Origin of the sequence: Acinetobacter lwoffii (genome assembly GCF_024129355.1) — a bacterium.
Lineage (GTDB): Bacteria > Pseudomonadota > Gammaproteobacteria > Pseudomonadales > Moraxellaceae > Acinetobacter > Acinetobacter lwoffii_I.
Genome location: NZ_JAMXXP010000003.1, coordinates 36,746 through 63,120 on the forward strand (window position 1 = coordinate 36,746; position 26,375 = coordinate 63,120).

Consider the following 26,375-nt stretch of genomic DNA (forward strand, 5'->3'; position numbering starts at 1 on the left):
AATGAAATATATAAAAACCCTCTTCGGAGGGTTTTTTGTTTACATAAAAATCACAACAGTAATAAAACTCTTACCAATTCCTTACCAAGAACCTCATTTTTTTCCAAACAAGATTGTTAGTCTAGTGATACGGTGATTTACAAGCTAAGTCTTTCATTATTAACTGAAATTTTTACTTGAAAAGGAATATAAAATGGCAGGCTCACTTGCTCGAGATTCAGACAATCTGGTTCAATTTCAACCAAAAGAAAATATAAAGCTGCAACGACTTCATCAAATTTCTGAAGAGCTTGAACAGCAGTCACATCTGTTCGTAGTTATCTTGGGAACCATTATTGGCGCAATCTTGGCGCTGTTCATTGGTTACCATATCAATACCAGCATCATGCATTTTATCCTGTTGAGTATTTTGCCGATCTGCTTGGCCTATTTCTTACGTAAAGTTTATATTTATACCCTGACACATAGCTGATTCTGTCTGATCATTTATATTCCAAGACTTTACCGCACAAAAAATACTGCTTAGGATACAGGCAGTATTTTTTATTTTGCCAATCATATGAATCTGACCGAATGGATTATTTCCGTCATGGAGCAACTGGGCTACTGGGGCATTGCCCTGCTCATGTTCCTGGATAATGTCTTCCCGCCAATCCCTTCCGAAATTATTATGCCTTCCGCGGGCTATTCCGCCTCTCAGGGCGAGTTAATACTCTTCGGGGTCATCATGTCCGGCTGTATCGGCTCTCTACTAGCAGCCGCCTTGCTATACTGGATTGGCTATAAATTTAACCATGATTCTATTTTTAAATTTGTCGATCGTTATGGCAAATATTTATTTATTAAATCAGAGGATGTGAAAAAATCACTCAGTTGGTTTGAGCATTATGGTCACCGGATTGTGTTTTTTGGCCGCATGATTCCTGCCGTCCGCTCGCTGATCAGCATTCCTGCCGGCATGAGTCATATGCCCTTCTGGAAATTTATGTTCTATAGCGCACTTGGAACCATCATCTGGACTACATTTTTGGCCTGTGTCGGATTTTATTTTGGCGAAAACCAGCAGTTGATGCAGCAAATTTTCAGTAAAGTCAGTTATGTGATTATTGCCATTGTTGCGGTAATTATTATCTGGATTTTCTACCGTAGACAGCAGCGTAAAAATCGTCCATCCTGAGGAAGATCCCTTAAGGAGATTAAAACGATGTCGCATTATCTTAAATATTTTGCCACCGTTTATCTGACCTTGGTTCTATTGGTAGGCATATTCATCTATGTATTCAATCTGGGCGCCATTCTGCTGATTCCTGCCCTGATTGCTTCTGCCTTTCTCAGTGCCCGATACTTTGTTAAGAAAGAACTTCGTTTGCCGACTCAGGAAGAGAAAAGCAAACTGGTCTGGGGCTCCACCATCATTGCCATGACATTCGGGTTTATCTTTTTAGTTGTGGTCATCTGGATGAACCCGCAGACAGATGAAATTTATAGAACCATCACCTATACAGGAAGAGGAACAAATTCATTTCTGGTGGCTGCCAGCATTGCCTTACATGCTTTGCTGTTCCATATCGCCTACAATGCTTATACGCGCTACAGTCTGGCGAAGCGTACAGGCATGGAAAGAAAATAGGATCGAGTAAATCTCAAAGATGCAAAAAGGCCAAAGCTAAAAAAAGCACCCTGCGGTGCTTTTTTTATGAATTATTCTGGAGTGTGATACATCAGATACAATTCATTTAAGTTTTCTGGAATTTCTTCTGCAAGCTCGTCCATTAACTGACCATTGCGACGGAAAGTTTCCATTTGTGGATCTTCATCATCGATGCCACTGAAGACCATGATTGGCAGGGTTAAATCCACCAGTTGTTCTTCAAATTCTTCAGTAAACCAAGCGTCTTCGTTCAGGAACATGGCATCTACAAAGCCCACACTCCAGTCACCCAAGCTTGATTCAGTATCTGCTTCTTCAATTTCAAACGGGAACGTAATCCCTTCTTCATTGGCTAAGCTTTGACGAATAGACTCTAACCATGCTTGCACCTGAGTGATGATTTCTGCAGGCACTTTCTTTTGATTACTATCAAAAAGTTCGTCTAACCATTTGTCGAATTTTGGGCCTACTGCAATAGCACATAAGAAACCATGGGTTGCCGCGAAATCTAGACCATGTTCATTTTGGTCACCATCTAGATATTCACTCAACAGGTCTAAATCTAAAGCACTCATCTAACATCCAAACTTAGAAAACCGAAAGGTTTAGCATAGCATTTATTCAGGCTATGCTAAATCCGAATTCGTTAATCTTCGTCGTCAAAATCGTCGTCATCGTCGAAGTCATAGTCAAAATCTTTGAGTTCGCGCTCTAAACGACGTTGGGTCAGCAGATCATCGATCAGACGACGTTTTTCCAACGACTCTTTAGCACTGAGCTTGCTAGAAGCCTCATCGAAATTAACATCATCTTCACCGAAGTTATCATCTAGTTCAAAATCTGTAGAAGACACTAAAACTTCCTCATGAGTGAAAAATGTAAAAGGATTTAAGCGCTATTTATCGTGCCTAAAATAACAAGTCAAGTTTTATTTGGATTTTCGTATTTTTAATTTGTAATTAGGGGTTTTTTCTGTCTCAATTGTGTGCCATGATATAATCCACCCTGCGTCCTTATGTTTTTTGATTCTCCTTTTTTGAGTCATAAACAGACACGCATGGGATGAACTTGAAAACAACAAATTCACCCCCATCTTAAATTACTGAATTTCATTTTAAATATTTTATCAGACAGCTTTCATGCTGAATTCTCTGATGAAATATATAGGCTATTCACTAAATTTAACGAGCTTAAATCGTGCAGCATTGTACGGTTTTTTACTGCCACAGATTCAACGAAGAGTAAGCAAAAGATGAGCGATATGACTTCCCCTACTTCTCAAGTAGCGGCTCTGATTAGCCGAGGCAAAGAACAAGGTTATTTAACCTTCGCTGAGGTTAACGATCATCTGCCGGACTCCATCACAGAAAGCGAGCAGATTGAAGATATCATTCAGATGCTGAATGACGTCGGTATTCCGGTACATGATCGCGCGCCTGAATCTGATGATACGATGTTCGAAGATACTGCAGAAGCGGCGGATGAAGTTGCAGAAGAAGAAGCTGCAGCCGTACTTGCATCGGTAGAAAACGAGCCAGGTCGTACCACTGACCCTGTACGTATGTATATGCGTGAAATGGGTACAGTAGAACTTCTGACTCGTGAAGGCGAAATCAGCATCGCAAAACGCATCGAAGAAGGTATTCGTGATGTTTTGCACTCGATTGCTTACTGGCCGAATGCGGTAGAAGTGGTACTGCAAGAATACAAAGATTATGAGGCGGGCGAACGCCGTCTTGCTGACCTTTTATCAGGTTATTTAGATCCTGAATCAGATGAAGAAATTCCTGAAGTTCTAGAAGAAGTTGTTCTGGCTGAAGATGAGACTGACTCGAAAAAATCGACCAAAGATGTAAAACTGGACGATGATGAAGAGGAAGAAGAAGCAGATTCTGATGATGAATCAGAAGCAGATTCTGGTCCAGATCCTGAAATTGCTAAAGCGCGTTTTACTGAACTGGAAAATGCGTGGCTGAATACCAAAGCAACTATTGAAAAACATGGTCGTGACAGCAAACAGGCTGAAGAAGCTTTGCAGGCACTTGCAACTGTATTCATGATGTTCAAATTTACCCCGCGTCTATTTGATATCATTTCTGAAATGATTCGTGGTACCCATGATCAAATTCGTGGTGCAGAACGTGAAGTGATGCGTTATGCAGTACGTCGTGGCCGTATGGATCGCACCCAGTTCCGTACCAGCTTCCCGGGCCAAGAATCGAATCCAGCCTGGTTAGATGAGCAGATCGCAAAAACACCTGCAGACCAGAAAGCTTATCTGGAAAAAGTACGTCCAGACGTATTGGCCTTCCAGCAAAAAATTGCCGATATCGAGAAAGAGCTTGGCCTTGATGTAAAAGGCATTAAAGACATTGCCAAACGTATGGCCGTCGGTGAAGCCAAAGCACGTCGTGCCAAGAAAGAAATGGTTGAAGCGAACTTGCGTCTGGTAATTTCGATTGCGAAGAAATATACCAACCGTGGCTTGCAATTCCTGGATCTGATTCAGGAAGGTAACATCGGTCTGATGAAAGCCGTAGACAAGTTTGAATACCGTCGTGGTTATAAATTCTCGACTTATGCGACTTGGTGGATTCGTCAGGCAATCACACGTTCGATTGCGGATCAGGCACGTACCATTCGTATTCCGGTACACATGATTGAAACGATCAACAAGATCAACCGTGTATCTCGTCAGCTTCTACAGGAAATGGGGCGTGAACCGACGCCTGAAGAACTGGGCGAACGTCTGGAAATGGACGAAGTTAAAGTACGTAAAGTACTGAAAATCGCCAAAGAACCGATTTCGATGGAAACACCGATCGGTGATGATGAAGATTCGCATCTGGGTGATTTCATTGAAGACAGCAACATCACGTCACCAATTGATGCTGCAACGTCTGAAGGCCTGAAAGAAGCAACACGTGAAGTTCTGGAAAACCTGACTGAACGTGAAGCCAAAGTCCTGAAAATGCGTTTTGGTATCGACATGCCGACCGACCATACTTTGGAAGAAGTGGGCAAACAGTTTGACGTAACACGTGAACGTATTCGTCAGATTGAAGCCAAAGCACTGCGTAAACTTCGCCATCCATCGCGTTCAGAACACTTACGTTCATTCCTTGAGAATGATTAAGATTTGATACTTGATGTGGAGACTTGAAATTTGATCATCAGTCTCCATTTAAGTAGCCAAGACAGACCCAAACGCCTGCATGATTGCAGGCGTTTAAAATTAGGGGGACTACCATGTTAGACCGTACACCATCTCGTGAACTTCAAGAACATCTTTGGGTTTTCCCTATGGATTATCCGATTAAACTGATTGGCCTTGCGGGCGATGAATTGCGTCACGCTGTCATCGACATTTTTCTAAAACATTTTCCAGATTTTGAAGGTGATAGCGTAAGTATTACACCATCACGTACTGGCAAATATCACTCCATTACCGCACAACTGCGCTTTCTGGAGCTGGAACAGGTGCATGCAGTGTATGCAGATTTGGCCGCCTGCCCGCTGATTAAAACTGCATTGTAATCGAAAATACAAAAGACACGCTTCCGGGCGTGTTTTTTTATGCCTGTACAATGACTGAGCTAGCGCTTAAATATTGCAGATCTCGCCCCTATTTCATGCCGAAGCCATTATAATTATGATCAGTTTTTATAATTACTAAGGACACTCCCTGTGACTGATGTGCTGCAAAAGCCCGAGCTGATCATTCGTCAATATCACGACCTCACACCTTATGAAGATCGTTTTCTGGAAATGAAAACATTTACGGAAACCCGTGATGAACATAGCCCGGATCAATTGTGGATTTTGCAACATCAGGATGTACTCACTCAAGGTCAGGCAGGAAAACCGGAACATATTCTAATACCGAGCAATATCCCGGTGATTCAGACCGATCGTGGTGGTCAGGTGACCTGGCATGGTCCCGGTCAATTGGTGGCTTACTTCATGTTTGACCTGAATCGTCTGGGCTGGAATGTGCGCACGCTGGTGTCTTATGCTGAAAACCTAATGATTGACTTGCTGAAAAAATATGGCATTGATGCCTATGCCAAACCGGATGCACCCGGGGTATATGTGTCTGAGCGAAAAATTGGCTCACTCGGTTTTAAAATTCGTAAAGGCCGTAGCTACCATGGTCTGTCTTTAAATCTAGATTGTGATCTGAGCGGATTCAATACCATTAACCCTTGTGGCTATGCAGGACTGGAAATGGTGCGCATGATTGACCTGCTCGAACAACCGCCTCAATTCAGCCAGTTGTGCACTGAAATTATTGAAACTTTGCGCCACAGCGGGTACTTTAAGCAAATAACTGTCGAGCAAAGATAAAGCCTTTGCATTTCAACCCCAAATAAATTAGAGTATTTACTCTAAACTAATAATATTGAGATAGGGATCATCACGTGATTGCGACTAAATCCGTAAAACCCGCTTTGCAGCTTGCCTATGTCAAACTCATGATGGATGTGATTGGCCGAGGTCTGGTCATGGCAAGTCAGGTGGATAAAGAAATCAAACAGGAAGTGGCCCATTTTCCAGAAAATTTTACTCTTTCCATGAAAGTCTTTCCACATGGCCCGGCCTTTGTGGCGCGGGTCACTGAGGACAAACAACTGGAACTGGTCAAAAATCTGGAAAAAGCACCTGATTTGATCATTACCTTTAAACATCTGCACCATGCCTTTTTGGTGTTTTCTTTTCAGGAAAGCACCTCACAGGCTTTTGCCCATGACCGTATGATTGCTGATGGCGATATTTCCAATGCCATTCGTCTGGTACGTTGCCTGAATAAAATGGAAGCACTGATTTTGCCGAAAATGGTGGCACAACTGGCAGTTAAAGAATATCCAAGCAATCTGAGCCTAAAAGAAAAACTAAGCGAAGCGAGCAGTATTTATCTGAAAATCGCTCAATCCTATTTGAAACGGAGTGTATAACATGGCTAAACCTTATTATGAATTTTTCTGTCCGGTCAAAGTGATTGCCGGTCATGCCGCGTTAGAACATATTCCGTTTGAACTTGCGACTTTGGGGGCCAAACGTCCGCTGATCATTACCGACAAAGGTGTACGCGCCAACAACCTGCTGGCACCAATTGAAGCTGCATTTGAAATGGCGGATGCGGCAATTGTCGCCATTTTTGATGACGTCCCACCCGACTCTAGCTTGGGTACAGTACGCAGTGCAGCAAAACTGTATCGCGAAAATCATTGTGATGCGATCATTGCTGTGGGCGGTGGTTCAGTCATTGATACCTCTAAGGCAACCAATATTCTGGTCTCTGAAGGCGGTGATGACCTGCTGAAATATTCAGGTGCACATAACCTTCCTAAGCCGCTGAAACCGTTCTTTGTGATTCCAACCACGTCTGGTACAGGTTCAGAAGTGACCATGGTCGCTGTCGTGTCGGACACTGAAAAGAACGTCAAAATGCCGTTCGCCTCTTATTATCTGATGCCGCATGCTGCAATTCTGGATCCCCGCATGACCCAGACCTTGCCGCCGCATTTAACCGCCATGACCGCAATGGATGCTATGACTCATGCGGTCGAAGCTTATACCTGCATGGCAGCCAATCCGATTTCGGATGCTTATGCGACTGCAGCAGTCAAAAAGATCAGTACCCACTTATTTAACGTACTGGACAACCCTTCCGATGCACAAGGCCGTCTGGAACTGGCACAGGCATCGACCATGGCGGGAATTGCATTTTCTAACTCCATGGTCGGTATTGTCCATTCACTGGGGCACTCATTGGGTGCAGTGCTACACCTGCCGCATGGTTTATGCATGAACTTATTCCTGCCTTATGTGCTGGAATACAACAAAGAGGTCAATGGTGACAAAATCGCAGATTTGCTCCTGCCTTTGGCGGGTGCCGATATTTATGCACAAACGCCAGCGCATCTACGTGCTGACAAAACCATTGCGACGATTCTGACCATGCGTGACCGGATTTACAGTCTGACCAAATTACCACGCACATTACGTGAAACCGGTAAGATTTCTGAAGCCCAGCTCGATGAAGTGGCAGAGAAAGCCCTGAATGATGGTTCCATCATTTATAACCCGAAAGAAGCCACCCTGGAAGATTTAAAATCTATCTTAAAAAAGGCTTGGTAATTACTGAAAAATAAGCCAATATAGCCGAAATTCTAGCCTGATGTTTTTTTAAACATCAGGCTTTTATCTTGCATAAGAAAAAATTCGATTTCTTTTTTTGAATGGCACATTTTATGCAGGACAAAAGTCAAAAAAATAGCTAGCAAAAGCCGTTCTTTTCAAGTAGATTGGCGGACTTTTATAGAAAACTGTAGGGGGGATCGTTCGTCTCAAACGATCCTTATAAATATGACTGATCCTTGATCAACGATTAAGAGGATAACGCCGTTGACTAATATCTCTGGGACTCAATCGGCAGCTAAACTGCAAAAAACGCTGGGACTCTGGCACATCATTATTATTGGTTTAGCTTATATTCAACCCATGACCTTGTTTGATACATTTGGTCTGGTATCTGAAGAAAGTAACTTCCACGTTCCTACCTCTTACATTTTTGCACTGATTGCAATTTTGTTAACCTCCTTGAGCTATGGTCATATGATTCGTCGCTACCCTTCTTCGGGTTCGGCCTATACCTATGCGCAAAAATCCATCCACCCGAACGTAGGTTTCATGGTGGGTTGGTCATCCTTGCTGGATTACCTGTTATCGCCAATGGTCAATATCATTCTGGCGGTAATTTATCTGGAAGCACTTTTCCCAGATATGAACCATTGGGTTTGGGTCATTGGTTTAACCGCCTTTATGACTGCGATTAACCTTCGTGGTGCGAGATTTGTTGCCAACTTCAACAGTATGATTGTATTCGTACAATTGGGCGTCATTGCATACTTCACCTGGATGGTTTACCAACTTTTGGAAGGTGGCGTAAATGCAGACGGCACACTGGTCGATGCAAAATATCAACTGTGGAGTTTAGAGCCATTCTGGAATGAGTTTACTTCTGTTGCTGCCCTGATTACCGGTGCAACCTTACTGTGCTTCTCATTTACAGGTTTTGACTCCTTAAGTTCTCTTGCTGAAGAAACCAAAGATACCGAGAAAACCTTACCTAAAGCGATTTTCTTGACTGCATTATTGGCAGGTATCATCTTCATCATCAGTACTTACTTCATGCAGATCTTCTTCCCGAATGATCCAAAAACTTACTTTGAAGATATCGCTGCAACACAGCCTGATATTTTACAAGCTGTCGGTGGCGTGGCGTTTAAGACAGTTGTACTTTACTTCGCGATTGTGACAGTTATGGCTTCTGGTATTTCAGCGCATGCGGGTGTATCACGTCTGATGTACGTGATGGGTCGTGATGGCGTAATCAACAAGAAGATCTTCGGTCATATTAGCCCGAAAAACTATACACCTTCATACAACATCCTAATCGCTGGTGCAGTGGCTTTAACTGCTGGCTTTATGGATCTTGATTTTGTTGTATCGTTGATCAGCTTTGGTGCCTTGACTGCATTCAGTTTCGTCAACTTGTCGGTGATTTCACGTTATGCATTACGTGATGGTCGCACCAAGAGTGCTAAAGAGATCATGAACTTTGTCGTTGTTCCTTTACTTGGCTTCATTTCAGTATTTGCATTGTGGCTAGAAGTCGATGAAGCTTCGCTTAAATATGGTCTGATCTGGGCATTTGGCGGTATCCTGTACTTGGGCTATAAAACCAAAGGCTTCAAGCACCCTGCTCCTCAGCACAATGAATTTGATGATAAATAATATCGTTCCAATTCAAATAAAAAAGGCGCTTCATGCGCCTTTTTTATGTCTGTCATGTTTTGATTTTACTAATACAGATAGCAATCAAAACCCATCTGGGTATTGACCCGATTATTTTCATAACCCAGTTTCTCAATAAACAGACTGCGATTAGACAATAACTTTTGCTCTTCCGGACCTAAACGGGCTCTATTTTTGATAGCCAGTTGATACATTTCATCGACGACATCCTGAAAAATATCACAGACTTCCTCACGCTTGGCGGGCTTTAATTTACGCCCCCGCCAGGTCCATTGAAAATCATCTGAATTCAGGCTCTGCCCCCATTTTTCGATACGTGTATCTAAGCGTTTTTGCATGTTGAGCAAGCCCTGCTGTATTTCCGCTTGAGTAATGGGTTGAATTTCCTTTGTTGCCGATGTGGCAGCACTGCTCTCTTCCGCACTGATGGAAGCCGCAATAGTTCCAAGGCAACATGCGATGACAAGTTTTAATAGAGGCTTCAAGGCTGTACCTTTTGTTATATTTGATGAAGTTATAGACTCAAGCATACAATGAAGTGAAAAGCAGTTTATCTATCTGTTACACAAAATAAAAAAGCCACCCAAAGGCAGCTTTTACAATCATCACAAATTTCAGCTTAAAGCGTTTTAAAACCTTGCTGACGCCAAGCTTCATAGACAATTACTGCAGTGGCATTCGACAGGTTCAAACTTCGGGAGTTTTCTGCCATCGGTAAACGAATCCAGTGCTTTTGTAGAAACATCAGACGAACATGTTCAGGCAGACCACGAGTTTCCGGACCCATTAATAAAGCTACCGGACGGTTTAAATCCGAAGTATGCGGTGTTTCAGAACCTTTGGTGGTCAATGGATAGATTGCATCCAGACCAATGCCTTTACTTGCCAGATCAGCCAGACAGTCTTCGATATTTTCCCAAATCTGCATATTGGCATATTCGTGATAATCCAGACCGGCACGTTTTAGCTTTTTGTCATCCAGTTCAAAACCCAGCGGTTTGACCAGATGCAACTGTGCTCCGGTATTGGCACACAGACGAATGATATTGCCTGTATTTGCAGGAATTTCAGGCTCATATAAAACAACGTGGATCACAGCTTACTCACTCAATATATTTAATTCAGACACGACACTCATCTTGCGCTCGGGCAAAGCAGTGCTTTGCTTATCCTCTTACTTCAGGCCTAGCCTTCGTCTTGCGCTCGGGGCAAAGCAGCGCTTTGCTTATCCTCTTACTTCAGGCACAGCCTTCGTCTTGCGCTCGGACAAAGCAGCGCTTTGCTTATCCTCTTACTTCAGGCACAGCCTTCGTCTTGCGCTCGGACAAAGCAGTGCTTTGCTTATCCTCGCTCATGCCATTGCAATTGTTCACGTAAGCGTACGACTTCACCAATAATGGTCAAAGTCGGTGCCTGAATCTGATGTTCGGACACTTTGGATGCAATATCTGCAAGCGTTCCTACTAAGACTTTCTGTTCAGGCGTCGTACCTTTAGAAACCAAGGCCACTGGCATGTCGGCTCGCTGACCATGAGCGATTAATTCTGCACAGATTTTCTCCAGCCCAACCAGCCCCATATAAAGCACCAAGGTCTGGTTTTCATAGACTAACTCACTCCAAGGCAATTCTGGCGAACCTTCTTTTAAGTGACCTGTCAGAAAACGCACACTTTGCGCATAATCACGATGGGTTAATGGAATACCAGCATAGGCTGAACATCCTGAAGCTGCAGTAATCCCTGGAACCACTTGGAAAGTAATCCCAGCAGCAAATAGCTCTTCAATCTCTTCACCGCCACGCCCGAAGATAAATGGGTCACCGCCTTTCAGACGACAAACCCGCTTTCCTTCACTGGCATATTTCACCAATAAGGCATTAATCCCATCTTGCGGAACCGCATGATTGGAACGTGCCTTACCGACATAGATCTTTTCCGCATCGCGTCGGCACAGCTCCATAATTGGCGCTGAAACCAGTCGGTCGTAAATCACCACATCGGCTTGCTGCATCAAACGCAAGGCTTTTAAGGTCAACAATTCTGGATCACCAGGACCCGCACCGACCAAGTAGACTTCACCTTTCGGCTGTTGCCATTCCTGTAAGGCCTGCTCGATCAGGCTATCTGCTTCCGCGATATTGTCGTTGAACACCTGTTCTTTTAGCGGACTGGCATATAAATCTTCCCAGAAAATACGGCGTTCATCCGGATTGACAATTTTAGCCTTAACCGCACTGCGCCATTTTCCTGAAAACTCGGCCAACTTGCCCATACCATGTGGAATAGCGGCTTCTAACTGAGTACGGATCTGCCGCGACAATACGGGCGACGTGCCATTCGATGCCACCGAAATGACCAAGGGCGAACGGTCAATAATCGCAGGCACCATAAACCGGCAATGCGGCGGATCATCAACGCTATTGACCAGGACATTTTCCGCTTCACACAGTTCAAAGACCTGACGATTGGTCTCTGCATCGTCAGTCGCTGCAATAACCAGTCGATATGGACGTAACGCAACTTCAGGATGAAAAGCCGCCTGCACATATTGTCCTTGGCTATTTTGCACAATTCTCAACAGACTCTCTTCAATTTCAGGCGCAATCACATGAATGATCGCACCTGCTTTTTGAAGTAAAAGTGCTTTACGGTATGCAATATGTCCACCACCGACAATCAGACAAGGTTGCTGTTGCAACTTTAACGAGATTGGAAAAATATCCACGAACTACCTCAAAATTATAAATCTGACTGTCTATGCAATTTTCATGCACATTTAGGGATGCTGAGATCGACAATTAGTCGACATAAGTCGCACCACCCATATATGGACGTAATACTTCAGGAATCTCAATCGAGCCATCGGCGCGCTGATAGTTTTCCATCACTGCAAGTAAAGTACGACCCACTGCCAGACCTGAACCATTCAAGGTATGTACAAATTCAGTTTTCTTCTGATCAGCACGGTAACGCGCTTTCATACGACGCGCCTGGAAATCACCCATGTTTGAACAAGATGAAATTTCACGGTAAGTATTTTGGCTTGGTACCCAAACTTCCAAGTCATAAGTCTTGGTCGCACCAAAGCCCATGTCACCACCACAAAGTAAAATTTTACGATATGGAAGTCCAAGTGCCTGCAAGATGCCTTCAGCATGGCCAGTCAATTCTTCAAGCACTTGCATCGAAGTTTCAGGCTTCACAATTTGAACCATTTCGACTTTGTCGAATTGGTGCTGACGGATCAAACCGCGGGTATCACGACCATAAGAACCTGCTTCGCTACGGAAACATGGCGTGTGCGCTGCATATTTCAGTGGCAGACGGTCTGCATCAATAATTTCATCACGTACGAAATTCGTCACTGGCACTTCAGCAGTTGGAATCAGATAAAACTCTTTTTCGCCCTGCAGCTTAAACAGATCTTCTTCAAATTTAGGCAGCTGACCAGTCCCACGCAATGAATCTGCATTGACCAGATAAGGCACATAGGCTTCGGTATAACCATTTTGATCAGTATGCGTATTTAGCATGAACTGGGTAATGGCACGTTGTAAACGCGCCAATGGACCTTTCAATACACTGAAGCGTGAACCAGTTAATTTGGTCGCGGTTTCAAATTCAAGACCGCCCATCATTTCGCCCAGATCCGTATGGTCTTTGATTTCGAAATCAAATTCACGCGGTGTACCCCATTTCAGGATTTCCACGTTATCGCTTTCGTCTTTACCTTCAGGCACAGCTTCATCTGGCAAGTTTGGAATAGATAATAATTTTTCTTCAAGCTCAGCTTGCAGTTCAGCCAGTGCTGCTTCAGCCGCTTTGATTTCATCACCAATCGCAGACATGCGAGTCATGATTTCAGATGCGTCGCCACCTGCTTTTTTAATTTGACCGACTTGTTTGGCACCGGCATTACGTTCAGCTTGCAGTGTTTCTGTCTTGGACTGAATCTCTTTACGGCGTGCTTCTAGGGATGCCCACTCTTCAACATTGAGTTGAACACCACGTTTTGCCAAGGCTACATTTACAGCCTCAATATTATTTCTGAGTAATTTCGGGTCGATCATAATCAATCTTTGCAGAAGAAAAAAACTGGCTATAGTGTAAGCTCTTAGCATTAAAAAATACAGTGACCAAGACCACGGCTGCGTCCTATTAGCACAATATTTAGGAAGCTGTCTGCTGCAAAATGGCTAAATATTCAGGGCGAATCACTTCATTTAAATCCGCATATGACACTTTTAATTCAGGCATTCCTGCTGCTGCCGGAGCTAGTTCGCCTGCCGGATACACCATCACCAGACCTGTTGTATCAAAATAATAGTTATCACTCAATTTTAACTGCTGTTGTTGAATACCCTGCGTATTCAGCCATTGAGTATTGGTTCGATACATCGCATTCAGCAGTTTCTGCTCACCGCCATTTAATAACAGTTGAGACAAAGCCAAACGTTTGTTCTGTTTTAGATCAAAATTGATATATTCCACATGTTTCAGAGAAGCATTTTTATTCCTTGCCAGATTGGAACTTTTTAAAGCAAAAGTCGCCAGATGGGCACGCTGACCGACAAATTCCGCTTTGATAAAGCGCTGATCCAGATAATGCGGTTCATCGGCTTTTTTAGGATTTTTCTGGGTAACTTTGGTGAATGCAACAGGTTCGGTATGCTGAATGCGCTCAATAAAATATTGATTAATCCAGTCAATATTGCTGTCCACCGTTTGTAGATCAAAGCGTACACAACCTTCTATTTCACATACCACTTTGGCTGCCCCTTTCACAGGAACGGTCTTGCCTTCAATCTGCACAACCCGATCTGTTTGCGCCAGCGTTGCCACTGAGCTAGATTGAGGCTGACAACCCAACATACCTACAGTGAGTAATAAAACAGCGTAAATTTCAGCAGTTTTAAATAGATTAATCTTCATCCTGAGCTCCCAAAATTTTGCAATTTCATTGACTCGACTTTTATTTATTCTAAGACGCTCTCCTGTCTAGATATAGCTGAACCTTGTAGCCTGTCCAAAACAATCCCGATGATTGGCAATAAAAAAGCAACCTCGAAAGGTTGCTTTTTCAGTTGGTTCATATTGATGCTTATTGATCAATGATGTCCGTACCTTTTGGTGGGGTAAAATTAAAGGTAGAGGCTGGAATACTGTTATTTACTTTTACATTGCTAAATTTGATATTGGTGGTTTGTCCCAATGAATCCTGCAAGATCATCAAGCTTGGTGCTTTGTTCGCGCCAAAGCTAATGGTCAGGCTTTCAAACACACCATCGGTATTTTTAGGATACAGCGTGTAATAGGTTTTACCTTTATTTGGCTGAGTCACCCGGTAAGACTGCATAATCTGGCTGGTGTTTCCTGACAGCAATAAGGCCGGCGTATTGGCAACCTGCTCATCTAAGCTTTGACGAACAGCTTGCTGCAAGTCCGGATCATAAATCCATACGGTTTTACCCGTGGTTGCAATGACTTGCTTCGACGGTGCGGTCGTTTCCCAATAGAATTTACCTGGACGCGCGACTTTCATCACCCCTTTAAAGGTTTGATTCATATGTTGTGCAGTCAAACCTTTTTTCTGGGTCGCTCTCGGATTGGTCACCTTGGTGCTTTGCTCGAAATTTGCCGTCATGCTACGCACATGATTGAGTTGCTTGACCAGACTGGCTGTTGCCTGTTGCTCCGAAGCTGCCACAGGTGCAGCAAACACGGTTGTACTCATCACCGGTGCTAAAGTCACTGCACCCAGAGCCATAGCACAGACGGTTTTACGAAGCATATTCATAATTTCACCTTTATATTTTGCGTGATCGCAATTTATTTGATAGCTCATCTTAAACGAAAATTAAAAGCTAAAATGATAGAAAATAAGAACTTTTGTATTGTTATTAATTCGAAACCGGTTTTTTTGTTCATCATTATGAAGATTTCAGGACAATTTTTACATTATGGAATGTCGCTTAATCTGCCTATTAATTTTCAGGCATAAAAAAACCCACAATAACTGTGGGCTTTTTTCTATCTCAGCGAATTACGCGTCAACAGATACGTAGCGACGGCCGAATTGACCTTTCACTTCGAATTTTACTACGCCATCAGCAGTAGCAAATAATGTATGGTCACGACCCATACCAACGTTTTGACCAGCGTGGAATTCAGTACCACGTTGACGAACGATGATGTTACCTGCAGTTACAGTTTGACCACCGTAAACTTTAACACCTAACATCTTAGGATTCGAATCACGACCGTTCTTAGTCGAACCACCGGCTTTTTTAGTTGCCATGTCTATTTACTCCTCGTAATTAGCCTGAAATAGCTGTAATTTTCAACTCAGTGAACCATTGACGGTGACCTTGTTGTTTACGGTAGTGTTTACGACGACGCATTTTGATGATGCGGATTTTGTCGTGACGACCATGGCTAACTACTTCAGCAGTTACAGTAGCACCAGCAACAACTGGAGCACCGATTTGAATGCTTTCACCGTTAACAAGCATCAATACGTCATCAAACGTAATAGTCGCGCCAGTTTCAGCTTTCAATAATTCTACTTTAAGGGTTTCACCCTCAACTACACGGTGCTGTTTACCACCGCTTTGGATTACTGCGTACATAATGTACTCCAAACAAGCCCGTGTCGTCGTGCCGATAAAGGAATATATCGAACTTAAGACGTACGCCACTGGGGGATATCTAAGGGCGAGGATTTTAAGGGATATTCAAAAAAACAACAAGCCATTTTACTGAAATAATAATGAGCAGGATGCGCTAATTATTTAACTATTAAATAATTTCTATCAAATCAAATACTCAAGATATATTCAGCAACAAAATAATACAGCAGAAATCCGGCCAGTTTGATTAATATACTCAGCCTGACGAATAGGGCGATGCCCTGACCTTTCCTGATTTTTTATGGCTCGAAATATGGATCGAATCTACATAAGATCTATAAAAAGCTGATTTTTAGTGGAGTTTATGCATTTCTTAGGTTTCACTCATGTTATAAATTGTTAAACTACGCCCAGCGATTTACCAGACTAGAGGTTTTCTTTCACATGACCATCGACTTTAAGCAAGACATTCTCGCGCCTGTTGCTAACGACTTTGCTGCGATGGACACATTCATTAATGAAGGAATTACCTCAAAAGTTGCATTAGTGATGGCTGTCAGCAAACATGTGGTAGAAGCGGGTGGCAAACGTATGCGCCCGATTATGTGCCTTTTGGCCGCCAAGGCGTGTGGTGCTGAAAATTTAGAACCGCACCGCAAACTGGCTGCAATCATTGAGATGCTGCATACCGCAACACTGGTGCATGATGATGTGGTGGATGAGTCTGGCCTGCGCCGTGGCCGCCCGACGGCCAATGCGACCTGGAATAACCAGACTGCGGTTTTAGTCGGTGACTTTCTGATTTCACGTGCTTTTGATTTGCTGGTCGATCTGAACAACATGGTGTTGCTCAAAGATTTTTCGACCGGTACCTGTGAAATTGCTGAAGGTGAAGTGCTGCAACTACAATCCCAGCATCAACCGGAAACCACTGAAGCGACTTATTTGAATATTATTCATGGCAAAACTTCGCGCCTGTTTGAACTGGCCACCGAAGGTGCTGCCATTTTGTCGGATAAAGATGAATTCCGTCAGCCTTTAAAAACCTTTGCCGGACATTTCGGCAATGCTTTCCAGATTATTGATGACATTTTAGATTACACCTCCGATGCGGACACGCTCGGCAAAAATATTGGTGATGATCTCATGGAAGGTAAACCGACCCTGCCATTGATTGCGGCACTGAAAAACACCACCGGTGAGCAACATGAAATCATCCGTCGCAGTATTGCGACTGGCGGTACGGAACATCTGGAACAGGTCATTCAAATTGTCAATGAATCTGGTGCGCTGGATTATTGCCGTCAACGTGCTACAGAAGAAACTGAAATTGCAATTGATGCCTTACAGGCATTACCTGACTCCGAATATCGTCAGGCCCTGATTAATCTGGCCAAACTGGCCCTACACCGAATTCAGTAACTTTTAAACTCGCCTATGCATATTAATTTTCTAGATCTTTTTCAAAACATGCAACACCAGCTTGAACAACCTCGGGCGGTGCTGGATGAAAATCTTCTGATTGAACTGGTTGAAAGAATCAGACCTGAAGACAGCAGAAATACCGAAGAGATCGAAGCGAAATTCAATGCATTTATCCGGGCTTTATTACTCACCCCGAATGCGGTTGCCACGCTTCAAACCTTTACCCTGCGGATCATTAACCGCTATAAACAGACCGGTCTGTTTTCCGATACCGGCATTTTGTCTCTAGATGGATTCTGGAACCAGCTAAACCAGCGCCTTGGTGCACATGTCTTGCCGCTGATTCCTGACCATCAACAACTTCAGGAATTATTTCGCAAGGTTTTTTATCAACGTACTGATAAATACTGGCTAGACTATTTTGATGAAGATGACTGGCAACGTTTATTTGCAGTCCTGAATCAGGGACATTCCAATCAACCTGAAAAAACCCGGATTAAAGACCAGCTAATCAAGGCACTGACCATTTTGTCGTACCGGATCAGTGGTATTGGTCTGCACCCTGAATTTATTAATGCCCAGCCTGAACTGATGGAATACGAATCTCCTTTTCTGGTGCAGAATCGTGAGATTAACGAGTTTATTCAGGAATATAAAAAACGTTATAACACAGTCACCCTGGTCGATTCGATTACCCCACCGGATGCCTCACAAGCGCTGGTGATGCTGGAACAATGTCATGATGTCGTGGCCAAGATTCGCCGTTCTACCAAGCGGACTGGCGTCAGTGTCAGCCTGACCTATATGCTGGCACTGCTAGAACAGTGTCTGGAACGGGTTGAGATTCTGCTGAATATGGTTATGGATGACGATGATCTGCGTTATCAATCCATTGGCCTGTTTATGGCGGACATTACTGAAGCAATTTATAGTGAACGCAGTGTGCGGGCCCTGCTGGCTACCAATAGTGAACTTTTAGCTTTACAGGTAACTGAAAATGCCAGCAAGACTGGTGAACATTATGTGAGTACCGACAAGCAAGGCTTTCTGGCCATGTATAAATCGGCTGCAGGGGCTGGTGCCATCATCGCAACGATGGCCACCTTAAAAGTTCTGATGACACGCCTCACCATGGCCCCTTTGATGCAGGCCTTTAGCTATAGCATGAACTATTCACTAGGTTTTATGCTGATTCATGTGCTGCATTTTACCGTGGCAACTAAACAACCGGCGATGACTGCCGCTGCACTGGCTGCTACCGTACAGCAGCGTAAAGGCTCGAAAATGGCTCAAATTGCCGAGCTGGCTGCGCTGATTGTAAATATCATCCGCACCCAGTTTGTCGCCATTTTGGGCAATATTTCTATTGCAATTCCCGTAGCAGCATTGATTACCCTGCTGTGGGATTTTGCGCTGCATGAACCTTTAATGAATCATGCCAAGGCTGCCAAAACCCTGCATGACCTGAATCCGTTTACTTCATTGGCGATTCCACATGCAGCGATTGCCGGAGTATGTTTATTCCTGTCCGGATTATTGGCCGGTTATTTTGACAATATGGCCGTTTATCGCAAAGTCGGCCCGCGACTGAAAGCCCATGTGCGTTTATCGCAGCTGATGGGGCAAGAGCGTCTTTACCGTTTTGCTGACTATATTGAACGTAATCTGGGTGCACTGGCGGGTAATTTTATTTTCGGGATCATGCTCGGCAGTATGGGTACCCTTGGTTTTATTCTCGGTCTGCCACTGGATATTCGCCATATCGCCTTTGCCTCTGCCAACTTTATTCAGGGTCTAATTACGATCAATGGTCCCGATATCGGCTTGATCGTAGTGTCTTTTCTGGGTGTGTTACTCATTGGCCTGACCAACTTGTTTGTCAGTTTCACTCTGACGATTATTGTAGCCTTACGCGCACGCCGGGTGCGTTTTGAACAGTGGAAACCTTTGGCAAAACTGGTCATGACGCACTTCCTGACCCGACCTAGTGATTTCTTCTGGCCACCCAAGCAAAGCATTGAAATTGACGAAAATCATACATCGACAAAAACTCAAAACTGAGATAATTACAGTATATTTAGCAACAAATTCCTTACGAAAAAAATGGAATTCGCATAAAATACGCACACTTGAAAAAAAGTGTACTGACAAGTACACTTTGCTTCAGACAATTGGCCGATTTGCGAACGGTTAAAAGGACAAGGATTTTTGGCATGCATTACTTGTTACTTTTTGTCGGTATTTTATTTTTAATTTTCAGTGTGTTCATCCTGAATATTCCGGCTTTAAGCAAGCTCGACTTGCGGGCTGTGGAATGGATGAGTCTGTATCGCACCGAGTTTTGGAATCAAATTACTCAGTCCTTATCCCTAATAGGTGGCATGCCATTTGTATTATTTTTATCCACGCTATGGTGTATTGCCTTGCTGTGGTATAAAAAGTATACAAACGCAATTTTTATATGTATCGGAATTATCGGAGGAATTCTCCTAGCTTGGCTGTTGAAATTTGCAATTGCCCGACCCCGACCACCAGAATCCTTGCATCTGGTTGAAAGCTTTGGAAGTTCCTTTCCAAGTGCCCATAGTCTATATGCGGCCTGTCTGGCTTGTCTGGCAATTTACATCCATCGGCAACATTCCCGTTATACCCTCATCGTGATAGGTGCAGTGGTATGGATGCTGATGATGGGGATCTCAAGAGTTTATCTGGGTGTACATTTTCCTTCAGATATCATATCCGGCTGGAGTATCAGTTTTATTTGGATTTCGTTGTGGTATATGGTCTGGATCAGATATTGCGCGGCTCACAAATAAGAAAATTTAGATATAAATCTAATTAGAGGTGGAATAATGATGTCTGCAAAGCTTTGGGCACCTGCCCTGACTGCTTGCGCATTGGCAACAAGTCTTGCACTTGTTGGTTGTAGCAAAGATCCTAAAGAGGGCCAGCAAGCTGGTGCTCAACAACAAATGCCACCGACTGAAGTCGGTGTTCTTGTAGCACAACCGCAAAGTGTAGAGCAGTCTGTAGAGCTCTCAGGTCGTACAACAGCATTTGAAATTTCAGACGTACGTCCACAAGCCAGTGGCGTGGTGCTTAAACGCTTGTTCACGGAAGGCAGCTATGTACGTGAAGGTCAGGCCTTGTATGAAATCGATTCAAGCACCAACCGCACTACAGTAGATAATGCCCGTGCAGCGATTGCCCGTGCTGAAGCCAATCTGGGCGTATTGCGTGTGAAGGAAGGCCGTTACCGTCAACTGGTCGGTACCAACGCCATTTCTAAACAGGAATATGATGACATCGCGGCACAGGTTAAACTGGCTGAAGCTGATTTGAATGCCAATCGCGCAACTTTGCGTAATGCAGAAATCAATCTAGGCTATTCGACTGTACGTGCCCCGATTTCGGGCCAGACCAACCGTTCGTCTGTGACGGCGGGTGCCTTGGTGACAGCGAATCAGCCAGAGCCATTGGTGACGATTCAGCGTCTGGATCCAATCTATGTAGATATCAACCAGTCAAGTGCTGAGCTTTTACGTTTACGTCAACAGCTTAATCAAGGCAGCTTGAACAGTTCGAACAACACCAAAGTCAAGTTGAAGCTTGAAGATGGCAGTATCTACCCGGTTGAAGGCCGTCTTGCATTTTCCGATGCCAGCGTGAACCCTGAAACAGGTACTGTGACTTTACGTGCAGTATTCCCGAACAAAAATCACCTGCTTCTACCAGGTATGTTTGCCACTGCGCAAATCGTACAAGGTGAAGTACCGAATGCTTTCCTGATTCCGCAAGCAGCTTTGACCCGCACCCCAACAGGTCAGGCAATGGCGATGCTGGTCGGTGCTGACAATAAAGTGACGCCACGTCCAGTGACCACCGTTGGTTCCCAAGGCAGCAACTGGATTGTGACTGAAGGTCTGAATCCAGGCGATAAAGTGATTGTAGATGGTATTGCGAAAGTAAAACCTGAACAGCAAGTTGTACCAAAACCTTATCAACCTCAAGCTGCTGCACCGCAACAGCCTGCAGCCAGCGAGAAAAAGGCAGATGATGCTAAAGAGAAACCTGAACAAAAACCTGCTGCAAATGCATAAGGAGTAATGGTTCATGGCTCAATTCTTTATTCATCGCCCGATTTTCGCTTGGGTGATTGCATTGGTGATTATGCTGGCGGGTATTTTAACCATCAGTAAAATGCCGATTGCACAATATCCAACCATCGCACCACCAACCGTAACCATTTCTGCGACTTATCCGGGTGCATCTGCTGAAACTGTTGAAAATACAGTGACCCAGATCATCGAGCAGCAGATGAACGGTATGGATGGCTTGCGCTATATCTCGTCTAACAGTGCGGGTAATGGTTCTTCGTCTATTTCCTTGAACTTTGACCAGGGTGTCGATCCTGATATCGCACAGGTCCAGGTTCAAAACAAATTACAGTCTGCGACTGCCCTGTTGCCTGAAGATGTACAACGTCAGGGTGTGCGAGTGACCAAATCGGGTGCAAGCTTCTTGCAAGTTTTGGCATTCTATTCACCTGATAGCAGCCTGACTGCAGATGACATCAAAGACTATGTTAATTCGAATATTGCTGAACCTTTAAGCCGTGTGGCCGGGGTCGGTGAAGTTCAGGTCTTTGGTGGTTCTTATGCGATGCGCATCTGGCTGGATCCAGCCAAAATGGCAAGCCTGCAAGTAACGCCAAGTGATATTGCCACTGCAATCCGTACCCAAAACGCACAGGTTGCCGTAGGTCAGTTGGGTGGTGCGCCTGCAGTTCAAGGACAAGTGTTAAATGCGACGGTAACGGCTCAAAGTCTGTTACAAACGCCGGAACAGTTCAGCAATATCTTCCTGAAAAATGCCACTTCTGGTGCGCAGGTTCGCTTAGGTGATGTTGCACGAGTTGAACTCGGTGCAGATAACTATCAGTTTGATTCTAAATTTAATGGCAAACCGACTGGTGGTGTAGCAATCAAGCTTGCGACTGGCGCCAATGCCCTGGATACCGCACAAGCGGTTGAAGAACGCTTAAAACAGTTACGTCCGAACTATCCGCAAGGCATGGTCGACCAACTGGCGTTTGATACAACACCATTTATTGAACTGTCGATTAAGAGTGTAGTTAAAACCCTGATCGAAGCGATTATTCTGGTGTTCCTGGTCATGTTCCTGTTTCTGCAGAACTGGCGTGCCACCATCATTCCAACCATGGCGGTTCCAGTCGTCGTATTGGGTACTTTTGCCGTCATTAACATCTTTGGCTTCTCGATTAATACCCTGACCATGTTTGCCATGGTATTGGCGATTGGTCTTCTGGTCGATGACGCGATTGTTGTGGTCGAGAACGTCGAACGGGTCATGGTGGAAGAACATCTCGATCCGGTGGCTGCAACTGAAAAATCGATGAAACAGATTTCTGGCGCATTGATTGGTATTACCTCGGTGCTGTCGGCAGTATTCGTTCCAATGGCTTTCTTCGGTGGAACCACCGGGGTCATTTATCGCCAGTTCTCGATTACGCTGGTCACAGCGATGGTCTTGTCACTGGTGGTTGCCTTAACCTTTACCCCTGCCCTGTGTGCGACTCTGCTGAAACAGCATGATCCGAACAAGCCGGAAAGTAATGGTATTTTTGCGCGTTTCTTCCGCTGGTTTAATAGCAGTTTTGACAAGGTCTCTGTGAAATATCAGGGCGGCGTCAACCGCATGACCCACAGCAAGATTTTCTCAGGTGTGGTGTATGCCGTGGTACTGGGTATTATTGTGCTGTTGTTCCAGAAACTGCCTTCTTCGTTCCTACCGGATGAAGACCAGGGCGTGGTCATGACGCTGGTTCAGTTACCGCCAAATGCAACCTTGGAACGTACCGACAAAGTGGTCAGCACCATGACCAACTATTTCTTGGAAAACGAGAAAGAGCATGTCGAATCCGTCTTTAGTGTGGCAGGTTTCTCCTTCACGGGTGTGGGACAAAACGCAGGTCTGGCATTTATTAAACTGAAAGACTGGTCAGAGCGTCACAGTCCGGAATCTCAAATCGGTGCCATTATTCAACGTGGTATGGCGCTGAACATGATTGTCAAAGATGCGTCTTACATCATGCCACTGCAATTACCTGCAATGCCTGAACTGGGTGTGTCGGCTGGCTTTAACTTACAGCTCAAAGCTGCAAGTGGTCAAAGTCATGATCAGCTCCTGGCAGCACGTAATACGATTCTCGGTCTAGCAGCACAAGACTCGCGTCTGGCTGGTGTGCGTCCGAATGGTCAGGAAGATACTCCACAGTACCGTGTCATTGTCGATCATGCACAAGCCGGTGCATTGGGCGTGAGTGTTGCTGAAATTAACAGCACCATGGGTATTGCTTGGGGCGGTTCGTATATCAATGACTTCATTGATCGCGGTCGTGTCAAGAAAGTCTATGTTCAGGGTGAAGCTGGCTCGCGGATGATGCCGGAAGATCTGGACCAATGGTATGTGCGTAATAACCGCGGTGAAATGGTGCCATTCTCGGCGTTTGCCACAGGCGAATGGACCTACGGTTCACCACGTCTTGAGCGTTATAACGGCGTATCGTCCATGAACATTCAGGGTACACCTGCTCCGGGTATCAGCTCGGGCGATGCAATGGTGGCCATGGAAGAAATCGTGGCGAAATTACCAGAAATGGGCTTGCAAGGTTTCGACTATGAATGGACTGGTCTGTCTCTGGAAGAACGTGAGTCTGGCGCACAAGCACCATTCTTGTACGCGCTTTCACTGTTGATCGTGTTCCTGTGTCTGGCAGCCCTGTATGAAAGCTGGTCGATTCCGTTCTCGGTTCTACTGGTGGTGCCATTGGGTATTGTGGGTGCATTATTACTCACCTTTGGTGGAATGGTGCTGCTGCAAAACCCGAACCTGTCGAATAACATTTACTTCCAGGTGGCGATTATTGCCGTAATTGGTCTTTCTGCGAAAAACGCGATCTTGATTGTCGAGTTTGCGAAAGAATTGCAGGAACAAGGTGAAGAGTTATTTGAAGCGACCTTGCATGCGGCAAAAATGCGTTTACGTCCAATTATCATGACCACATTGGCCTTTGGTTTTGGTGTATTACCGCTTGCTCTGGCTTCAGGTGCGGGTGCAGGTAGCCAGCACTCAGTCGGTTATGGTGTACTTGGCGGCGTGATCAGCTCGACCTTGTTAGGTATCTTCTTTATCCCGGTATTCTACGTGTGGATTCGAAGTGTCTTTAAATACAAACCAAAACAACAAAATCAGGAGTATAAGTCGTAATGCAAAATGTATGGTCTATTACAGGTCGTAGCATTGCGGTATCTGCCCTTGCGCTTGCTTTGACGGCCTGTCAAAGCATGCGCAGTCCAGAGCCGGTTGCGCAGGCAGATATCCCGAGCAGCTATACCAATGCGTCTGGTACTTCTGTAGCAGAACAGGGTTATAAAAACTTTTTTGCCGATCAGCGCCTGTTACAGGTGTTGGATCTGGCATTAAACAATAACCGTGATTTGCGTATTGCTGCCCTCAATATTCAACGAGCTCAGCAACAGTATCAGATTACTGAAAACAACCAGTTACCGACGATTGGTGCCAGTGGTAGCGTATTGCGCCAGGACACCATGAATTCCCAGAATCGTGGTGCAGTGACGACTTATAATGTCGGACTGGGTGTAACTGCGTATGAACTAGATTTTTGGGGACGTGTCCGCAGCTTGCGTGACAATGCACTGGATAGTTTCCTGGCGACCCAAAGTGCTCGAGATGCGACGCAAATTGCCTTAATTGGTCAGGTGTCTCAGGCTTGGCTCAGCTACTCGTTTGCCAATGCCAATCTGGCTTTGGCTGAGCAAACGCTGAAAGCTCAGCTTGAATCTTTTAATCTGAACAAAAAACGTTTTGATGTCGGGATCGACAGCGAGCTTCCAGTGCGTCAGGCGCAAATTTCGGTTGAAACAGCACGTAATGATGTTGCGAATTACCGGACTCAGGTGGCACAGGCACAAAACCTGTTAAACCTGCTGGTCGGTCAGCAAGTGCCTGCGAATTTATTACCAGCACAACGCGTGACCCGCATCACTTCCAATACTGCATTGGGTTCAGGCTTGCCAAGTGATCTATTAATTAACCGTCCAGATGTCCGTGCCGCTGAATACCGTCTATCTGCGGCAGGTGCCAATATTGCGGCAGCACGTGCGCGTCTGTTCCCGACAATTAGTCTGACTGGTTCAGCAGGTTATGCCTCTACTGATTTAGGCGACCTGTTTAAGTCGGGCAGTTTTGCTTGGTCATTTGGTCCGAGTCTGGATATTCCAATTTTTGATTGGGGCACCCGTCAGGCCAATATCCGTATTTCTGAAACCGATCAGCAAATTGCCTTGTCAGATTACGAAAAGTCGATTCAGACTGCTTTCCGTGAAGTGAATGATGCTTTGGCGGTACGTCAGAATATTGGTGATCGTCTTGCAGCTCAGCGCCGTCTGGTCGAAGCAACCAACACCACCTATCGCTTGTCGCAGGCACGTTTCCGCGCCGGGATTGACAGCTATCTGACTGTACTGGATGCACAGCGTGCGTCTTATGCAGCAGAACAAGGTTTGTTATTGCTTGAACAGGCCAATCTGAACAATCAGGTTGAAGTCTACAAAACCCTGGGTGGCGGCTTGAAAGTCAACACGACGGATATCTTGCTGAACACACCGTCTGTGTCTGAACAGCGCCGTGCGGCAGAACAACCAGCGCAATAAATTCCAGATAGATCAAGAAAAGCTCACTTCAGTGGGCTTTTTTTATTGCATTTTCAAGGGAGTTTTCCTATTGTCATAGACTAGCGATTTATTT

Annotated in this window: 25 protein-coding genes; 15 read left to right on the forward strand and 10 right to left on the reverse strand. The window is 44.7% G+C overall.

What is annotated here, in order from left to right:
• Positions 1–193: 193 nt before the first annotated feature.
• The 3 genes from NI468_RS02890 (at position 194) to NI468_RS02900 (ending at position 1,630) form a co-directional block, all read left to right on the forward strand.
• Complete coding sequence (locus NI468_RS02890; protein ID WP_005103989.1) at positions 194–472, forward strand: hypothetical protein; 279 nt, start codon at positions 194–196, stop codon at positions 470–472.
• Between the two features lie 87 nt (positions 473–559).
• Entirely contained in the window at positions 560–1,177 is a 618-nt protein-coding gene (locus tag NI468_RS02895; RefSeq protein ID WP_005103990.1) for a DedA family protein, read from the forward strand.
• Positions 1,178–1,204: 27 nt separating this feature from the next.
• Positions 1,205–1,630, forward strand: coding sequence for an ABZJ_00895 family protein (locus tag NI468_RS02900; RefSeq protein WP_253099790.1), 426 nt, complete (start codon positions 1,205–1,207; stop codon positions 1,628–1,630).
• Between the two features lie 71 nt (positions 1,631–1,701).
• Here NI468_RS02900 and NI468_RS02905 read toward each other — a convergent pair whose 3' ends face one another.
• Positions 1,702–2,226 carry a YecA/YgfB family protein gene (locus NI468_RS02905; protein ID WP_004280621.1) on the reverse strand — a complete coding sequence of 175 codons (525 nt, stop codon included), beginning with the start codon at positions 2,224–2,226 and terminating at the stop codon, positions 1,702–1,704.
• A gap of 71 nt (positions 2,227–2,297) precedes the next feature.
• Positions 2,298–2,504, reverse strand: a complete 207-nt coding sequence (locus NI468_RS02910; protein ID WP_004280622.1) for a PA3496 family putative envelope integrity protein — start codon at positions 2,502–2,504, stop codon at positions 2,298–2,300.
• Positions 2,505–2,855: 351 nt separating this feature from the next.
• On the opposite strand from NI468_RS02910, the gene rpoD reads away from it, so the two are divergent.
• The 6 genes from rpoD to NI468_RS02940 all read left to right on the forward strand — a co-directional run bounded on the left by rpoD (position 2,856) and on the right by NI468_RS02940 (position 9,451).
• Positions 2,856–4,787 carry an RNA polymerase sigma factor RpoD gene (gene rpoD, locus NI468_RS02915; protein WP_228128822.1) on the forward strand — a complete coding sequence of 644 codons (1,932 nt, stop codon included), beginning with the start codon at positions 2,856–2,858 and terminating at the stop codon, positions 4,785–4,787.
• 113 nt (positions 4,788–4,900) lie between these two features.
• Complete coding sequence (locus NI468_RS02920) at positions 4,901–5,188, forward strand: YbeD family protein (protein ID WP_004280625.1); 288 nt, start codon at positions 4,901–4,903, stop codon at positions 5,186–5,188.
• 150 nt (positions 5,189–5,338) lie between these two features.
• Positions 5,339–5,998, forward strand: coding sequence for a lipoyl(octanoyl) transferase LipB (lipB, locus tag NI468_RS02925; protein WP_253099793.1), 660 nt, complete (start codon positions 5,339–5,341; stop codon positions 5,996–5,998).
• A gap of 74 nt (positions 5,999–6,072) precedes the next feature.
• Positions 6,073–6,606: a hypothetical protein gene (locus NI468_RS02930; RefSeq protein ID WP_004280628.1), complete on the forward strand. Its 534-nt coding sequence runs from the start codon at positions 6,073–6,075 to the stop codon at positions 6,604–6,606.
• Between the two features lies 1 nt (position 6,607).
• Positions 6,608–7,792 (forward strand): iron-containing alcohol dehydrogenase, encoded by a 1,185-nt coding sequence (locus NI468_RS02935; RefSeq protein ID WP_253099796.1) that lies wholly within the window; start codon positions 6,608–6,610, stop codon positions 7,790–7,792.
• Positions 7,793–8,059: 267 nt separating this feature from the next.
• Positions 8,060–9,451, forward strand: a complete 1,392-nt coding sequence (locus NI468_RS02940) for an APC family permease (protein ID WP_004280630.1) — start codon at positions 8,060–8,062, stop codon at positions 9,449–9,451.
• Between the two features lie 68 nt (positions 9,452–9,519).
• On the opposite strand, the gene NI468_RS02945 is transcribed toward NI468_RS02940, so the two are convergent.
• The 8 genes from NI468_RS02945 to rplU form a co-directional block, all read right to left on the reverse strand.
• The gene (locus tag NI468_RS02945; RefSeq protein ID WP_338149769.1) at positions 9,520–10,002 is read right to left on the reverse strand and encodes a hypothetical protein; all 483 of its coding nucleotides are present in this window, start codon (positions 10,000–10,002) and stop codon (positions 9,520–9,522) included.
• Positions 10,003–10,091: 89 nt separating this feature from the next.
• On the reverse strand, positions 10,092–10,568 hold the full coding sequence (locus NI468_RS02950) for a tRNA (cytidine(34)-2'-O)-methyltransferase (protein ID WP_253099803.1): 477 nt from the start codon (positions 10,566–10,568) through the stop codon (positions 10,092–10,094).
• Between the two features lie 245 nt (positions 10,569–10,813).
• Entirely contained in the window at positions 10,814–12,196 is a 1,383-nt protein-coding gene (cysG, locus tag NI468_RS02955) for a siroheme synthase CysG (protein WP_253099808.1), read from the reverse strand.
• 73 nt (positions 12,197–12,269) lie between these two features.
• Positions 12,270–13,541, reverse strand: coding sequence for a serine--tRNA ligase (serS, locus tag NI468_RS02960; RefSeq protein WP_253099832.1), 1,272 nt, complete (start codon positions 13,539–13,541; stop codon positions 12,270–12,272).
• 100 nt (positions 13,542–13,641) lie between these two features.
• Entirely contained in the window at positions 13,642–14,403 is a 762-nt protein-coding gene (locus NI468_RS02965) for an RsiV family protein (protein WP_004280637.1), read from the reverse strand.
• A gap of 169 nt (positions 14,404–14,572) precedes the next feature.
• Positions 14,573–15,268 (reverse strand): outer membrane lipoprotein periplasmic chaperone LolA, encoded by a 696-nt coding sequence (gene lolA, locus NI468_RS02970; protein ID WP_247143053.1) that lies wholly within the window; start codon positions 15,266–15,268, stop codon positions 14,573–14,575.
• A 246-nt stretch (positions 15,269–15,514) separates the two neighbouring features.
• The gene (rpmA, locus tag NI468_RS02975) at positions 15,515–15,769 is read right to left on the reverse strand and encodes a 50S ribosomal protein L27 (RefSeq protein ID WP_004280639.1); all 255 of its coding nucleotides are present in this window, start codon (positions 15,767–15,769) and stop codon (positions 15,515–15,517) included.
• A 19-nt stretch (positions 15,770–15,788) separates the two neighbouring features.
• Positions 15,789–16,100 (reverse strand): 50S ribosomal protein L21, encoded by a 312-nt coding sequence (rplU, locus tag NI468_RS02980; protein WP_004280640.1) that lies wholly within the window; start codon positions 16,098–16,100, stop codon positions 15,789–15,791.
• Between the two features lie 444 nt (positions 16,101–16,544).
• Between rplU and sdsA the strand changes: the two genes are divergently transcribed.
• The 6 genes from sdsA (at position 16,545) to adeK (ending at position 26,281) form a co-directional block, all read left to right on the forward strand.
• On the forward strand, positions 16,545–17,522 hold the full coding sequence (sdsA, locus tag NI468_RS02985) for an All-trans-nonaprenyl-diphosphate synthase (RefSeq protein WP_004280641.1): 978 nt from the start codon (positions 16,545–16,547) through the stop codon (positions 17,520–17,522).
• Between the two features lie 15 nt (positions 17,523–17,537).
• On the forward strand, positions 17,538–19,586 hold the full coding sequence (locus tag NI468_RS02990; protein WP_253099835.1) for a site-specific recombinase: 2,049 nt from the start codon (positions 17,538–17,540) through the stop codon (positions 19,584–19,586).
• Positions 19,587–19,738: 152 nt separating this feature from the next.
• The gene (locus NI468_RS02995) at positions 19,739–20,341 is read left to right on the forward strand and encodes a phosphatase PAP2 family protein (RefSeq protein ID WP_253099838.1); all 603 of its coding nucleotides are present in this window, start codon (positions 19,739–19,741) and stop codon (positions 20,339–20,341) included.
• A 36-nt stretch (positions 20,342–20,377) separates the two neighbouring features.
• Complete coding sequence (locus NI468_RS03000) at positions 20,378–21,625, forward strand: efflux RND transporter periplasmic adaptor subunit (protein ID WP_180037086.1); 1,248 nt, start codon at positions 20,378–20,380, stop codon at positions 21,623–21,625.
• A 13-nt stretch (positions 21,626–21,638) separates the two neighbouring features.
• A complete protein-coding gene (locus NI468_RS03005) occupies positions 21,639–24,815 on the forward strand; it encodes an efflux RND transporter permease subunit (protein WP_253099841.1) in 3,177 nt (1,058 codons plus the stop codon).
• Entirely contained in the window at positions 24,815–26,281 is a 1,467-nt protein-coding gene (adeK, locus tag NI468_RS03010) for a multidrug efflux RND transporter AdeIJK outer membrane channel subunit AdeK (RefSeq protein WP_253099844.1), read from the forward strand. The genes NI468_RS03005 and adeK overlap by 1 nt, the downstream gene beginning before the upstream one ends.
• Positions 26,282–26,375: the final 94 nt, after the last annotated feature.